At 37.6% G+C, this 14160-nt stretch carries 18 protein-coding genes and 1 pseudogene; 1 reads left to right on the forward strand and 18 read right to left on the reverse strand.

The features are described from left to right. From BZK14_RS06670 to apbC, 15 genes and pseudogenes are all read right to left on the reverse strand, one after another. A partial coding sequence (locus tag BZK14_RS06670) for a beta-ketoacyl-ACP synthase III (protein WP_077925763.1) occupies nucleotides 1-903 on the reverse strand: 903 nt, incomplete at its 3' end. Between the two features lie 10 nt (nucleotides 904-913). Next, nucleotides 914-1966, reverse strand: a pseudogene (plsX, locus tag BZK14_RS06675) (phosphate acyltransferase PlsX). 84 nt (nucleotides 1967-2050) lie between these two features. Then, entirely contained in the window at nucleotides 2051-2245 is a 195-nt protein-coding gene (rpmF, locus tag BZK14_RS06680) for a 50S ribosomal protein L32 (RefSeq protein WP_077925764.1), read from the reverse strand. 33 nt (nucleotides 2246-2278) lie between these two features. After that, nucleotides 2279-2779 carry a YceD family protein gene (locus tag BZK14_RS06685; RefSeq protein ID WP_245831206.1) on the reverse strand — a complete coding sequence of 167 codons (501 nt, stop codon included), beginning with the start codon at nucleotides 2777-2779 and terminating at the stop codon, nucleotides 2279-2281. 73 nt (nucleotides 2780-2852) lie between these two features. Beyond that, a complete protein-coding gene (gene moaC / locus BZK14_RS06690; RefSeq protein ID WP_077925765.1) occupies nucleotides 2853-3335 on the reverse strand; it encodes a cyclic pyranopterin monophosphate synthase MoaC in 483 nt (160 codons plus the stop codon). Beyond that, complete coding sequence (locus BZK14_RS06695; RefSeq protein WP_077925778.1) at nucleotides 3325-3777, reverse strand: YcgN family cysteine cluster protein; 453 nt, start codon at nucleotides 3775-3777, stop codon at nucleotides 3325-3327. Before BZK14_RS06695 ends, moaC begins: the two co-directional genes overlap by 11 nt. Before the next feature lie 2 nt (nucleotides 3778-3779). After that, nucleotides 3780-4760: a YihY/virulence factor BrkB family protein gene (locus BZK14_RS06700; protein ID WP_077925766.1), complete on the reverse strand. Its 981-nt coding sequence runs from the start codon at nucleotides 4758-4760 to the stop codon at nucleotides 3780-3782. Next, nucleotides 4757-5176, reverse strand: coding sequence for an HIT family protein (locus tag BZK14_RS06705; RefSeq protein ID WP_245831207.1), 420 nt, complete (start codon nucleotides 5174-5176; stop codon nucleotides 4757-4759). The genes BZK14_RS06700 and BZK14_RS06705 overlap by 4 nt, the downstream gene beginning before the upstream one ends. Before the next feature lie 2 nt (nucleotides 5177-5178). Continuing rightward, nucleotides 5179-5466: a cell division protein ZapA gene (locus BZK14_RS06710; RefSeq protein WP_077925767.1), complete on the reverse strand. Its 288-nt coding sequence runs from the start codon at nucleotides 5464-5466 to the stop codon at nucleotides 5179-5181. Between the two features lie 12 nt (nucleotides 5467-5478). Then, on the reverse strand, nucleotides 5479-5850 hold the full coding sequence (locus BZK14_RS06715; RefSeq protein WP_077925768.1) for a hypothetical protein: 372 nt from the start codon (nucleotides 5848-5850) through the stop codon (nucleotides 5479-5481). Nucleotides 5851-5870: 20 nt separating this feature from the next. Next, on the reverse strand, nucleotides 5871-7079 hold the full coding sequence (locus tag BZK14_RS06720; protein ID WP_077925769.1) for a UbiH/UbiF/VisC/COQ6 family ubiquinone biosynthesis hydroxylase: 1209 nt from the start codon (nucleotides 7077-7079) through the stop codon (nucleotides 5871-5873). 8 nt (nucleotides 7080-7087) lie between these two features. After that, entirely contained in the window at nucleotides 7088-8254 is a 1167-nt protein-coding gene (locus BZK14_RS06725) for an FAD-dependent monooxygenase (RefSeq protein WP_077925770.1), read from the reverse strand. Between the two features lie 5 nt (nucleotides 8255-8259). Next, nucleotides 8260-9024, reverse strand: a complete 765-nt coding sequence (map, locus tag BZK14_RS06730) for a type I methionyl aminopeptidase (protein WP_077925771.1) — start codon at nucleotides 9022-9024, stop codon at nucleotides 8260-8262. Nucleotides 9025-9037: 13 nt separating this feature from the next. Continuing rightward, nucleotides 9038-9607, reverse strand: a complete 570-nt coding sequence (dcd, locus tag BZK14_RS06735) for a dCTP deaminase (protein WP_077925772.1) — start codon at nucleotides 9605-9607, stop codon at nucleotides 9038-9040. A 3-nt stretch (nucleotides 9608-9610) separates the two neighbouring features. After that, entirely contained in the window at nucleotides 9611-10693 is a 1083-nt protein-coding gene (gene apbC, locus BZK14_RS06740; protein WP_077925773.1) for an iron-sulfur cluster carrier protein ApbC, read from the reverse strand. A 207-nt stretch (nucleotides 10694-10900) separates the two neighbouring features. Here apbC and BZK14_RS06745 point away from each other — a divergent pair, with 207 nt between their 5' ends. Further along, the gene (locus BZK14_RS06745) at nucleotides 10901-11575 is read left to right on the forward strand and encodes a hypothetical protein (RefSeq protein ID WP_077925774.1); all 675 of its coding nucleotides are present in this window, start codon (nucleotides 10901-10903) and stop codon (nucleotides 11573-11575) included. Here BZK14_RS06745 and tsaE read toward each other — a convergent pair. The 3 genes from tsaE to BZK14_RS06760 all read right to left on the reverse strand — a co-directional run. Next, nucleotides 11564-12022: a tRNA (adenosine(37)-N6)-threonylcarbamoyltransferase complex ATPase subunit type 1 TsaE gene (gene tsaE / locus BZK14_RS06750; RefSeq protein WP_077925775.1), complete on the reverse strand. Its 459-nt coding sequence runs from the start codon at nucleotides 12020-12022 to the stop codon at nucleotides 11564-11566. The genes BZK14_RS06745 and tsaE overlap by 12 nt on opposite strands. A 1-nt stretch (nucleotide 12023) precedes the next feature. Then, entirely contained in the window at nucleotides 12024-13526 is a 1503-nt protein-coding gene (locus tag BZK14_RS06755) for an NAD(P)H-hydrate dehydratase (RefSeq protein ID WP_077925776.1), read from the reverse strand. A gap of 174 nt (nucleotides 13527-13700) precedes the next feature. Continuing rightward, the coding region (locus tag BZK14_RS06760; RefSeq protein ID WP_245831208.1) for an MATE family efflux transporter at nucleotides 13701-14160 on the reverse strand (460 nt) is incomplete at its 5' end.

The raw sequence follows: 14160 nt of genomic DNA on the forward strand, positions 1-14160 counted from the left end.
TAATAATATCAATTGACCTTCTTTCACTCGACCATCACGACGCGCTGCATCCAACGCTAAAGGAATACTTGCTGCAGAAGTATTTGCATGCTGATCAACTGTAATGACAATCTTATTAGAATCCAATCCCATTTTTTTAGCAGTAGCATTGATAATGCGTAAATTCGCCTGATGTGGTATTAACCAATCCACTTCGCTCGCTTCAATATTATTACTGTGCAATGTTTCACTCACAATTTCATGCAGCTTCGATACTGCATGCTTAAATACTTCAGCACCTTTCATTTGTACATAAGGATTGCCATCAACATCATCGGTATAAGGACGATCAACTTGCAATAAATCCGCATGACGACCATCTGAATGAATATGTGTTGATAAAATACCAGGTTTTTCGCTTGCTTCTAAAATAATTGCAGCTGCACCATCACCAAATAACACACAAGTTGAACGATCATTCCAATCCAACAAACGAGAATACACTTCTGTACCAATCACTAATGCTCGCTTTGCTGAACCTGCTTTAATGAAATTATCTGCAACACTTAATGCATAAATAAAGCCCGAACATGCAGCTGTCACATCAAATGCAGGTGCTCGTTGGTTGCCTAATTCTGCCTGTATTAAAGTCGCTGTTGATGGGTACACTTTATCAGGTGTAGATGTTGCAACAATAATTAAATCAATTGCTGTTGCATCAATGCCTGCATTCTCTAACGCAGAACGTGCAGCATTTGCGCCAAAGCTTGTTGCAGTTTCACCTTCTGAGGCAATGTAACGCTGATGAATACCTGTACGCTCAACAATCCAATCATGACTAGTTTCAATTTTTTTTTCTAAATCATAATTAGTGACCACGTTTTCTGGCAAATAGTGACCTGTTCCAATAATCTTAGAGTACATGCCTAAACCCTTAAATTTGTTCCGAATCGGATGTTATACCATCTTCCACTGAAAATTGCTTCTCGATTTGACCAACCACATCTTGCTCTGCAAGCTTAACAGCGATATTGATAGCATTTTCAAAAGAAACTCGATCAGCATTACCGTGAGATTTCACAACAATGCCACGTAAACCTAATAAACTGGCACCATTATAATTTCTAGGATCTACCTCTGCTTTTAATGAGTTCAAAACAGGTTTAGAGATCAATGCAGCCATTTTAGTAAAAATATTTTTCTTGTATGAGCGCTTTAAATATTCAGCAATTCACTTACAAGAACCTTCTAATGTTTTCAATGCAACATTGCCTGAGAAACCATCACAGACAACAACATCCACGTCATCAAAGAAGATGCCATCACCTTCTACAAACCCAATATAATTTAAATCTGTTTGCTGCAATAATTTTGCAGATTCGCGAATTAAGCTGTTGCCTTTGATGGCTTCTGAACCAATATTTAATAGAGCGACTTTTGGTGATGGATTTTTATCCATTGCAGACGCTAATAACGATCCCATAATGGCGAATTGCTGAAGATGCTTTGGCTCTTCATCCACATTAGCACCTAAATCTAGCATATGAACATGTTTATACTTAGATTTTAATGATGGTAATACTGTACAAATAGCAGGACGATCAATCCCTGGCATTGTTTTTAACACAAAACGTGCTGTTGCCATCAAAGCACCTGTATTACCAGCAGATACACTGGCAGCTGCCTGACCATTCTTAACAAGGTTAATTGCAACACGCATAGAAGAATCTTTTTTATTCTTCAAAGCACTTTGTGGTTGCTCATCCATTTCTACAACCTGTGTTGCATTTTGAATCTGAATTCTACCTTCTTTAAAAAGAGGGTGATCGCTCAATTTAGCTTTCAGCTTCTCTTCTTGCCCAACAACTATCAAGGTTAAATTTTCATTGTGTGTTGCAACAGAAATGACAGCAGGAAGAAGCTCATCAGAGCCTTTATCACCGCTCATTACATCTACTGCAATCGTAATTTTCTGATTAAGTGACATATTATCCAACTAAAATTGTTCTAATAAAAAAACCCACGCGAATATCATCCACGTAGGTTTTACTTTATCAACTTTTGAGTAGAATTACTCTACTGTTGGTACATTTTTATCAAAGTTCAATACTTGGCGACCACGATAAAAACCATTTGCAGTGATGTGGTGACGACGATGTAATTCACCGCTTGTCGCATCTGTGCTCAATTGTGCACTTGTTAAAGAGTCGTGTGCACGACGCATATTACGCTTTGAACGTGTTACTTTTGATTTCTGAACAGCCATGTTTATTTCCTCTTAAAATTTACTAAAGAAAAACTATTTTTTTAGTAATTCAGCAAGCTCTGCAAAAGGTTGTTTTTTATCCTCTTGTGGTTTGAGCTTTTCTAAATAATCCTTTCCATCGCAATCTTCATTTAAATCATGCTTTGGCACCAATGGAAGTGTTAATAAAACTTCATCTTCTAATAATTCTAAAAGATTAATTTCATCACCTTCAACCAATAATAGAGCCTCGTCATCACCAATGAGATCATGCTCGGACTCATCTTTGACAGGGATCCAGTGAATTGGTAGATCAAACTTCGTTTGAAATGGCTCTAAGCAACGCTGACATATCATAGATAAATCAACAGCTACATTGCCTTTAACCTCTTTCTGTCCTAACGGATTCGTTTCACCTTGAATCCGAAAACGAATGGGCGAATCGACAGAATGAACTGCCTCTTTTAGCCGAGGAAAATGCTCTACAGAGAGCGAATCTTCGTAAACTCGTCCTTCATTGACAGTTTTCTTGAGGGGAAACTCTGCGTATTTCACTTAAAATACCCTGCTAACAATCTCAAAAAAGATTGCTATTCTAATCTTTGCTGAATTTTTTGTCAAAAATTCTTCACTTTTCAGTACGTTTATAGTGACCACTCTTGCCACCAATCTTCTCAAGTAGCTCGATATTACTAATAACCATACTTTTATCAACAGCCTTTAACATATCATACACTGTCATTAACCCAACGGAAACTCCTGTAATTGCTTCCATTTCAACACCTGTTTTTCCTACAGTCTCTGTTTGTACTATAATTTCTAACGTGTGATCCTTATGATATTCAAAATCTACAGAAACATGTGTTAATGGTAAAGGATGGCACAATGGGATCAATAACGATGTTTGTTTCGTTGCTTGAATCGCTGCAATGCGCGCAATCCCTAAAACATCACCTTTTTTACTTTCACCTTTTTGCAAAGCATCAAAAGCAATTGGATTCATCGTAATAAAACCATGCGCTACAGCGATACGCTTTGTATCACTTTTATCCGCAACATTCACCATGTGTGCTTCGCCTGCTTGATTAAAATGTGTTAATTCATGACTCACGCGTAAAATCTCCATCAATCATATAATAATGTAGTGGTTTTTTTGTATCTTTTTCATGAATCAGTTGATGTTGAGATACATCCACAAATTCTCGTACAGTATTGCGATCACCTGTTAACAAATAATGCCATTCTGGCAATGCTTGGTCTCGATAACGACGGGCATAGGCACATGTTTCTGGTAGCCAATCTATAGTTGCCACTAATTTATACGTCAATTTAATACAATCTGATACAAATTGCTTTCTTTTAACATAATTAGAACACTGACATGTATCTAAATTTAATAAATCACATGCCACACGTGTCGTATAAATTCTACCTGTATCAATATCTTCAATTTTGTTTAAGCAACACAGGCCACAACCATCACATAAGGCTTCCCACTCTTCTGGAGACAATTTCACCAATGGTTTCTCCCAAAATGGGATTTGACTGTTCAAAATCACTTCTCCTTATTGACATGAATGGATTGAACAATCCACTCTTCACCATATTTATCTTTCGGGGCAATATTAACCATAATCGTTTCAGGCACAGTAAATTCCTGTTCACGACTATCCATCAATAATTGTTGAGGATATTGTAATAAAAATGTTAAGCGATTTCCCACCAAGACAATGAGCCACGTTAAATCCATCCAAATAAAGAATAAAATCACACTCGCAAAACCTGAATAAATGCCTGAATATTTATTAGATGTTGCGATAAAATCTGTGAATATTTTCCCCATAAAGTGCCACGCAATCGCAGCTACTAACCCACCAATCAATGCAGGTACAATCCGCACTTTTGCATTGGTCAAAAAGCTATAAGCACCCGCTAAGCAGAGCGTTAAGATAAAAATCGTAAAGCCCTGTCCTAAATAAACAGAAAGCCAATCGGGCATAGGTACATCCAACGCTTTTAAAATTACTGCACTTGAAATTAATGAAATCAATGAAAAAATAACAACGGGTCCAATGAGTACAACAACCAAATAGTACGAAAAACGTTGGGCAAAATGACGATTCCGCTCAACTCCCCAAATACTATTAAACGCACTTTCGATCGTACTAATTAAGCTAACAACGGTATAAAATAGAACCAAAAAACCTATACTACCTAAAAGCCCTACTTGTACATTATCCACAAAACCAATCAACGTAGATGTCAGTTGCTCATCTTGGATACCAATGGCATCAAACATTTTATTCAAAGTTGGTACAAAACTCTGATAAACACCAAAACTCTTCAAAATTGAAAAGCTCACCGCCATAAATGGCACAATGGATAAAATTGTCGTATACGCTAATGCTTGCGCTTGTGTTCGAATACCTTCTTTAGAAACGCTTTCAATTAAACGATAAACTAATCTACATACATATTTAAAAAAATTGCTAGGCTCTGACCATAACCAAGCAGTTAATTGACTCACTAAATTCATACAGTTACTTTCGCTAAATCTGCACGAATTTCAGCAGCTTTTGCTTCCAACTCCTCAGAAGAATACATCAATGGCGCATCAAATTTCCCCCAAACAGGGCCCGGCCAAGCACTATCAGTTTCATAACGTGCAATCACATGAATATGTAACTGTTTCACAATATTCCCTAAGTTAGCTACATTTAACTTATCTGGGCTATATTTTTCTTTCATCCATTGAGCAACCATTGCAATTTCACGCGTTAATTGATGCTGATCTTCCACTGACAGCTCAATCAACTCAGAAACATCTGTTCTACGAGGTACTAAAACCAGCCAAGGAAAACGTGATTCATTTTGAAAATAGACATTACACAAAGGTAACTCTGTCACAAAACATGTGCTACTGATAATCCTTTTATCGATGATCATCGTCATATCTATGCCTTTTGAGATAAAGCTTCACCTAATTTATCGTTTAATGAATCTAATTGACCAACCCACTGTGAGCGCATACTTTTTAAAGATGCTTCTGACTGCAATAATTCATCTGCTAAATTTAAACCCACCATAATCGCCGCTTGCTCTATTGACATCTTACCGCTTGCACGCATTGTTGTTAATTTCGAGTCTAATAACACTGCTGAACGTTTCAAAGAATCAACCTTATCTACTGGACAATTAATTTTATAATCGATTCCCAAAACTGTAATTGTAATTAATTCCATTAATCTTTCCCCTTATTGAACGCCTAAAGACTCTAAACGGCTCATAATTTTCTTCAAATGCATCGTCAATTCAGCATTGCGAGATTGAATCAATGCATTTTCATCTTGTAATGCTTGCACTGTCTGTGCTGATTCTGCCTGCAATGTTTCCAATGCTTGTGATGATGCCGCTTGCAGCGTTGCTAAAGCTTGTGCAGATTCTGTTTGTATCGTCTCAATTTTATGAGCTGATTCTGTTTTCAATGATTCAATTGTATTAGCAGATTCTGTCATACATTGACTTAAACTCTCTTTTAAAAGCCCCAACTCAACTTTTAAACTTTTATTCTCTTCCAACATTGCGAAAATTTTTGCTTCTAATTCTTTGAACTTATCTTCAATCATCCTTTGAGACCCTATTCCATTTAAGGTTTAACAAATTTTGGCACATCCCCGTAGTAGCCCATAGCAAATTTTGCCATTTCACGCTTACCAAAAGGCAATTTATCTGCAACTGTTAAGCCAATATTGCGTAATTTATTCATCACGAAGTGATCTGATCCACCACTGCGTTTGAAAAGATCCATCGCACCCATAATCAGCATATTGTGCTTTTTACGACGCTTTTCATATTGTTTCAAAACCACATCATCTGATAGATTTAAACCTTGCTGACGAGCATTCATTAACTCTTCCACCAAAGTTGCAGCGTCTAAGAATCCGATATTAACACCTAATCCTGCTAAAGGATGAATATTATGTGCTGCATCACCTGCTAATACGAAATGATCACGGTAATATTGGCGCGCATGATTCAATCGTAATGGAAAAGCACCTAAACTCCAACTAGCTTCGATATGGCCAAAACGACCGCCAAAAGCTTCAGTTAAACGACGACTAAATTCTTCACGATCCAATGCTAATAGTTCATCAGCTTCTTGGTGAGTCGTATGCCAAGCTAAAGAACAACGACCATCATTCAATGGTAACAATGCCACAGGGCCATTCGTTGTGAATTTTTGCCAGCAAGTATTATCATGTCCACGTTCAGGCTTCACCTGACCAACTATTGTTTTTTGACCATAACTCCAACCTGTGCATGGAATATTCGCCCAATCACGAATCAATGAGCGACCACCATCAGCACCCACAACTAATTCAGCTTCGTATTTTTCGCCATCATCAGTTTGTACGATCACGCCATTTGCAGTATTTTCAAAGCTCACTAATTTTCTTTGATCTAATAATGTAATATTCGCTTCTACTTTTACGCGATCCAATAAAGCACCTTGTGTTGCTTCATTATCCAAAATCCATCCTAATGCATCTGATCCCGTACCATCTGCATCAAATTGCAATGAACCATCACCTGATCCATCCCATACATGCATATGTAAAAATGGTGTCATTCGGCCACTATGTAATAATTGATCCCAAACACCTACATGCTCCAGCCATTTACGGCTAGATGGTGTGAATGCAGAAACTCGCAAGCCATAATCATCTTTTGGGTAAAGTTTTTCAATCGGGGCAAATTCAACAATCAACACTTTGAAGCCAGCTTCAGCCAATGCCAAACCAATGCTTGATCCCACTAAACCCGCACCATTAATGATGACATCAAATTTCTGCATATTTTCTCCTAATATCCCATACCCACTTTTGCAATTTTCTTCTTCACAAAAGGCAATGTTTTCACACCCAATAAACCTAGTGATCGTGCTGTTTGTGCCAAAGTACCTTTGACACCAAACGCATTCACTAAGAAATCCGTTGCGCCCACTGTTTTCACAATATCTTTATGACGAGCATTGTTGAATGCTATCAAATCATTGTCTGTTGGATATTGATTCACTGCAAATAAATCAATGATTGCTTCACAATCACGAATACCTAAATTCAAACCCTGTCCTGCAATTGGGTGCAAACCATGCGCGCTATTACCTGCTAATAATAACTTACCGTCCACCACTTTTTTAGGAATCATCAAGGTTAATGGCCAAACTTGTCGTTCAGTCACCTCTGTAATATCCCCTAATCTTGCACCAATGCGTGCTAAAATTTCCGCAGCATAGGTTAAATCAGATGCTTTTTTCCATTTATCCGACTCGCGGCTATCCGTCACCAACACAACTGCCATTTCATTATCATTCACAGGTAATAAAGCCAAAGGCCCTTCATCTGTAAAACGTTCATAAGCAATATTTTGATGCGGCTTTTCAAAAGTTACGCGCGCAATCACTGCAATTTGGTCATAATCACGAGAGAATGTTTCAATGCCAAAATTATTACGCAAAACAGAATTCACACCTTCAGCAGCAATCAGCCAATCAAAAGTTTCTGTGTTTTTTTTATTATTTTGCTGAATAACGACTGTGCCATCTGATAAATCCGCATTTGGAGTAATTTTACTTCCCAAACAGAGTTCAATATCAGCATGTGCAAATACTTGTTCATACAGTGCTAAAATCACGCGCCCTTGCGGCACTAGATAACCAAAATGATCTAAATTATGTTGAGAGGCTTTCATGAGCACCTCAACTTTACATTTTTTTTGTGATACATGCACAGCATTAATAGCTGTTGCATAATTTAGCATTGGATCCCAAACGCCCAATCGCTTAAAAAACTCAACAGTGCGATGGGACAATGCCAACATACGACGATCATCCACCAAAATATCTTTATCAATCTGTGGCTTTTGATCCAAAAGCTTCACGTGATAACCTGATTGCCCTAATCCTAAAGCCAGTGCTAATCCAATCGGACCCGCACCTGAAATACAAAAAGAGAGTCGATGATCGTTCATAATATTTATAGTTTTGATAATGTTAGAATTTCATAACCTGTTGCGGTCACAAGAATTTGATGTTCCCACTGCGCGGATAAAGAGCGATCTCTTGTCACAACTGTCCAATTATCCGAAAGGACTTTACATGTATGTTTACCAACATTCAACATGGGTTCAATAGTAAAAATCATACCTTCTTGCATCACATCAGTTACTTTTGGTGAATCATAATGGAGTACTAAAGGGGCTTCATGAAACTCAATACCAACACCATGGCCACAAAAATCCTCCACAACAGAGAAATGATTTGCATGTGCATGCTTTTGAATGACTTTACCAATTTCACGGAATGAGGCACCTGGCTTCACAACCTCAATTCCTTTCATCATGCATTCATGCGTGACATCAATTAAACGTTTTGCCAATGTTGATGGCTCTCCCGCTGTATACATACGGCTATTATCACCAAAGTACCCATCTAAAATCACAGTGACATCAATATTCAAGATATCCCCTTTTTTCAGAGGCTTATCATTAGGAATACCATGACAAACGACATGATTTAACGAAATACATGTATATTTAGGGAAACCAGGATCACCGTAACCGAAACATGCTGAAATTGCACCATGATCCAAAATAAATTGGTTCATAATATTGTCTAGTTCTTCAGTTGTGATGCCAACTTTGACATGCTCGCCAATCATATCCAAAACATCCGCCGCTAAACGACACGCTTTACGAATTCCTTCGATCTGTTCTGGAGTTTTTATTTTAATGTCAGACATTACTATCCTTCTGTTAAGTTCTTGGTAGTGTCACACCTGTTTGACCTTGATATTTACCACCACGATCTTTATAAGATGTTTCACAAATTTCATCCGATTCAAAAAAGAGCATCTGTGCAACGCCCTCACCCGCATAAATTTTTGCAGGCAATGGAGTTGTATTAGAAAATTCCAAAGTCACATGTCCTTCCCATTCTGGTTCTAATGGCGTTACATTCACAATAATGCCACAACGCGCATAGGTTGACTTGCCTAAGCAAACTGTCAATACACTGCGTGGAATACGGAAATATTCAACGGTTCTTGCCAATGCAAATGAATTAGGTGGAATGATACAAACATCCGAAACCACATCCACAAACGTGCCATCTTCAAAATTTTTAGGGTCGACAATCGTGGAATTAATATTTGTGAACACTTTAAATTCATTGCTACAACGCACATCATAACCATAACTAGATGTACCATAGCTAATGATACGACTTTCATTGTCATCATAACGCACTTGGTTCGGTGCAAAAGGTTCAATCATGCCGTACTTTTCGGCTTGTTCACGGATCCAACGATCTGATTTAATGCTCATAATTTAGCTGTTCTCTACAACAATTTTAGGGAATTTGCCTGCCACATCTTTAGGTCTTTGTGACAAATGTGACACCATTTTAAGTGCAATTTCTTGATAACGCAAAGCAATATCCGAATCATTGAGCGATTGAACTTCGCCATTATCCAATGCTTTGCGCACACGAATATCTAATGGCAATTGTCCCAATAATGGCACATGGCTATCTTCTGCCAATAATTTACCACCATCTGAACCAAAAATAGCTTCTTCATGACCACAATTAGAACAAACGTGTGTGCTCATATTTTCTACTACACCCAAAATTGGTACATCCACTTTCTCAAACATATCAATACCTTTACGCGCATCGATCAATGCAATATCTTGTGGTGTTGTTACAATCACACTGCCTGCTACTGGAATTTTTTGTGACAATGTTAACTGAATATCACCTGTTCCCGGTGGCATATCAATGATTAAATAATCAATATCACGCCAATTTGTATCGTTCAACAATTGAGTCAACGCACCTACAGCCATTGGAGCACGCCAAATCATGGCATCTTTTTCATCCACCAAAAAGCCAATAGACATTGCTTGCATACCATCGATATCAATTGGCTCCATGCTTTTATTATCTTTAGAAACAGGCTTATCTTTTGTGCCAAGCATTTTGGGCATACTTGGACCATAAATATCCGCATCCAAAATACCCACAGAAAAGCCTTCATTTTTTAATGCATAGGCAATATTGATAGATGTTGTTGATTTACCAACACCACCTTTACCTGATCCCACTGCAATAATATTTTTGATATTTTTAAATGGTTTCAAACCATTTTGCACTTTATGTGTCACATTTTTAGCATTGATCTCAAAACGAACGCTTTCACCTGCTTTTAAAAATGGCTGAATAACATCGCCACAAGCTTTCACCAATGCTTCATTATAGGTTTTACTTTCAAAATTTAGAGTAATTGTCACCACATATGTTTGATCTTTTTCAAAATAATCTACAGATGTAATGCGCAATAAATCGCCCAGCTTTTTATTATCAAAAACTACTTTGACATCATTTAAAGCATTCATGATTTTTTCTTTCATACAACCCTCAGCACAATTTTAAACAGTTCTAGCTATTCTAGCACGGCTCACGTAAACTCGACGAAATCTCATAAACTGATATTTATCATAATTAATGCGAGCGTTATAGATTGGGGATTAAATTCAAATAATTGATCAATTTTCCATGATATAATCGCAAAGATTACAATTTTAAATCACCATAGATTATATAGACACAGGATAATTATGAAAAAAATAATCCCCTTGAGTATGGCAAGCTTAATCGTATTGTCTGGTTGTATTTGGCCTGCTGTAGATGGTGCACCTGTTTATGGTGTCCCTTATGATCAACACATTGCTGAACAACCAAAATATAAATATGAACATTATAATGCTTGGGAAGTATCTGCAGTAGAACGCAACTCTTTAGATCGTGAAGTAGCAGATTTCAACCAAAATTCATCCTACAAAATGCAAGAAGCATTGCGTAAGTCGATCGTAGAAGTTAAACAAAAATATCCACTTCTATTTAAAAAGAAAAACGATATTTTTGCTAATGAAGTATTCCTAGTAGGTGCTTTAGTTAATTCAAAAGATATTAATAAAAGTGAAAAAGCTGGTCGCATTACAGGAATGGGTCTAACAGATGCCATTGGTAAAACAGCAACTGCTAAATATATTCGTTATAAACGTGACATGATTGCTGTTCAAAATAAAATGGTTGTGCCAACAGCAGAAGCATCTCGTGCAGCCGCGGCGTTTAAAGCCGATATTATTGTCATGGGCGCTTATACTGTGAATGCTGAAGATATCTCTGTGCGCTATGCATTTTATGATGCGAAAACTCGTGCCTTCTTAGCAGAAGGTCGTGCTGCAATCCCTCTGGATCGCAACACAACTAAATTTGCATCAGATATCTAATACAGACAATACTTGTTGCCCAATATCTGATTTGGGCAACAACTGCATAGACAAACTATCATTTCGTTCTAAAATCAATAATAAATCAGGATCAGGCAAAGATTCTCCACCTTTTTCAGGCCATTCAATTAACCAAATTTTCTGATCATCTTCTAAAAAACCTAAATCATAAAGGTCTTCTTCTTCAATACGATACAAATCAATATGATCAATATCTAAACCATCTGCCATATAACTTTCTATAATGGTATAGGTAGGACTTTTAATATTTTCATCAACACCCAAAGCTTTTAGAAAATATTTTGAAAATGTTGTTTTTCCCGCACCTAAATCACCTGATAAGTACAATTTAAATGCTGATAATTTTTGTGACATCACGACTGCTGCAAGCTTTTGTGCAATTGCAGCAGTATCTGTTTCATGATGTAAATCTACTGCTAAATCCATCTTAATCCTTCAGTCTTGCGATTGCTTTTGGCAGGAACTCTATCACATCTGTAGCAATTACAGAACGATAGCCCTGTTCCGCACAAAGATCTCCCGCAAAGCCATGCAACCAAACACCTAATCGTGTGGCTCGCCTTGCAGAAACTCCTTGCACAATTAAACCTGCAATAATACCACTTAAAGCATCACCCATACCTGAACTTGCCATCGCTGGATTGCCTGTTGTATTGATACTTAAAAAGTCTGAATCACAAACCAATGAACCTGCACCTTTTAATACAGTAATACCAAATTTTTCTGATAACTGATAAGCAGAAACTAAACGATCTGCTTCTACATCATTCACGGTACCATGTAATAGCCTTGCTGCTTCAACAGGATGAGGTGTAATGACATGATTATCTTTATTTTCTTCTAACAACTCTTTAGATATTTTATCTTGAGCAATCAGATTTAAGCCATCAGCATCAATCACAATAGGTTTACCAGATGCTAATACCGCATCCATTAATTCAATAGACCATTCATTTGTTCCTAAGCCACAGCCGATCACAATACACGTTGCAACTTCTAACATAGGCGCTAACTCTTCTGCGCCATTCACACCACGCACCATTAACTCAGGATGATAAGGAATCATTGCAGTGGCATGTTGAGGATGCGTTGCGATAGAAACACGACCAGCACCAATACGCAAAGCAGCATGCCCCGCTAACAATGCAGCACCAGCCATGCCAATATTACCACCCACCACTAAAATATGGCCAAAATTACCTTTATGATTAAATTTCTTACGATCAGGGAACCACTCAGCCATTGTAGGTAAATTAAAACAGCACGATGCAGCATGAATAGATTCAAAACACTCTTCAGGAATACCCAAATCTGAACAGATAACTTTTCCAACATATTCAGGGCCCTTCCCTGTATATAATCCAGGCTTTTGGGCTATGAATGTAATAGTTTCAGTGGCTTTAACAGCCTCACTCAAAATTGCACCGGTATTTGCATTCAAACCAGATGGTACATCTAATGAGATTACTGGTTTACCGCTACGATTAATAAGCATTGCAGCACCTAACCATTCACCCGATAAGGCACGATTGACACCCGTACCCATCATGGCATCAATAATTAAATCTGCATCATCTAAGCAACTTGAAGAGAATGATTCACATGGTACACCCATGCCTTTTGCTGCTAAATAAGCCTTACGAACATCATCCACCAAGTTATTAGGATCAGCCAAATAAAATATCTTAACCTCAAATCCTGCACTCAGGGCTTGTTGAGCAAAGAAATAGCCATCGCCGCCATTACGCCCTGCCCCCACAATCACTGCAATTTTTTTCACATTTGGATATGACTTATAGAGATATCCCAACACAAATAATGCAGCGCGCTGCATCAATGTAATAGATGCGATATTGAGCACTTCTAGTGCACTTTTCTCGATATCTTTGATGGCATGAATGTCATACAAAGGCGTTGAAGCGTTCTTCATAATACTTAACAATCCTATAAAATATGTGATTGAGCTAATTTAGACAATTAAATCGGTACTAAAATAGTCCTAAGATTTAAAGCTGTATAGCATTAGATCATTTTTTATACAGCAAACAATGCTAATGTAGCGAAATGCGTGAGACATAATCTAGAAATCAACAGCCTCATTGATTTATGTCAAACCATACATTCTCTTCATTCGTTTAAACTGCCATTGTAAGCGTAAATTAGATAAGATTGCTGAACATGTTAAACCAATAATTAGGCCAATCCACACACCTTCTGCCTGCATATTTTTAATAACTGCTAAATAATAACCTATAGGCAAAGCCACTAACCAATAAGATGTAATACCGATTACCATCGGTGCTTTTGTATCTTTCATACCGCGCAAACAGCCTGCTGCTGCAATTTGTAACCCATCGGGCAATTGGAATATGATTGAGAAAATTAATAAATGCGCACTTAACTTTAAAATTTCAGGATCATCTGAAAATACCATTGGTAAATATGACTTCAAAGCAAACAGATAAATGCCTGTGCAAATCATGATACCAAAACACGTTAATCGCCCCATTTTTGCGATGCGCATTGCACCCTCAAAATCTTTACGCCCCATACGCTGGCCAATT

This window comes from Wohlfahrtiimonas larvae, assembly GCF_002006755.1.
Lineage (GTDB): Bacteria > Pseudomonadota > Gammaproteobacteria > Cardiobacteriales > Wohlfahrtiimonadaceae > Wohlfahrtiimonas > Wohlfahrtiimonas larvae.

Bases quoted from the DNA above. Each gene is read 5' to 3' on its own strand.
- BZK14_RS06725 (WP_077925770.1), bottom strand. From the start codon at position 8,254: ATGAACGATCATCGACTCTCTTTTTGTATTTCAGGTGCGGGTCCGATT.
- rpmF (WP_077925764.1), bottom strand. From the start codon at position 2,245: ATGGCTGTTCAGAAATCAAAAGTAACACGTTCAAAGCGTAATATGCGT.
- BZK14_RS06700 (WP_077925766.1), bottom strand. From the start codon at position 4,760: ATGAATTTAGTGAGTCAATTAACTGCTTGGTTATGGTCAGAGCCTAGC.
- BZK14_RS06715 (WP_077925768.1), bottom strand. From the start codon at position 5,850: ATGATTGAAGATAAGTTCAAAGAATTAGAAGCAAAAATTTTCGCAATG.
- dcd (WP_077925772.1), bottom strand. From the start codon at position 9,607: ATGAGCATTAAATCAGATCGTTGGATCCGTGAACAAGCCGAAAAGTAC.
- BZK14_RS06710 (WP_077925767.1), bottom strand. From the start codon at position 5,466: ATGGAATTAATTACAATTACAGTTTTGGGAATCGATTATAAAATTAAT.
- BZK14_RS06705 (WP_245831207.1), bottom strand. From the start codon at position 5,176: ATGACGATGATCATCGATAAAAGGATTATCAGTAGCACATGTTTTGTG.
- tsaE (WP_077925775.1), bottom strand. From the start codon at position 12,022: ATGGATTTAGCAGTAGATTTACATCATGAAACAGATACTGCTGCAATT.
- apbC (WP_077925773.1), bottom strand. From the start codon at position 10,693: ATGAAAGAAAAAATCATGAATGCTTTAAATGATGTCAAAGTAGTTTTT.
- map (WP_077925771.1), bottom strand. From the start codon at position 9,024: ATGTCTGACATTAAAATAAAAACTCCAGAACAGATCGAAGGAATTCGT.
- BZK14_RS06755 (WP_077925776.1), bottom strand. From the start codon at position 13,526: ATGAAGAACGCTTCAACGCCTTTGTATGACATTCATGCCATCAAAGAT.
- BZK14_RS06745 (WP_077925774.1), top strand. From the start codon at position 10,901: ATGAAAAAAATAATCCCCTTGAGTATGGCAAGCTTAATCGTATTGTCT.
- BZK14_RS06720 (WP_077925769.1), bottom strand. From the start codon at position 7,079: ATGCAGAAATTTGATGTCATCATTAATGGTGCGGGTTTAGTGGGATCA.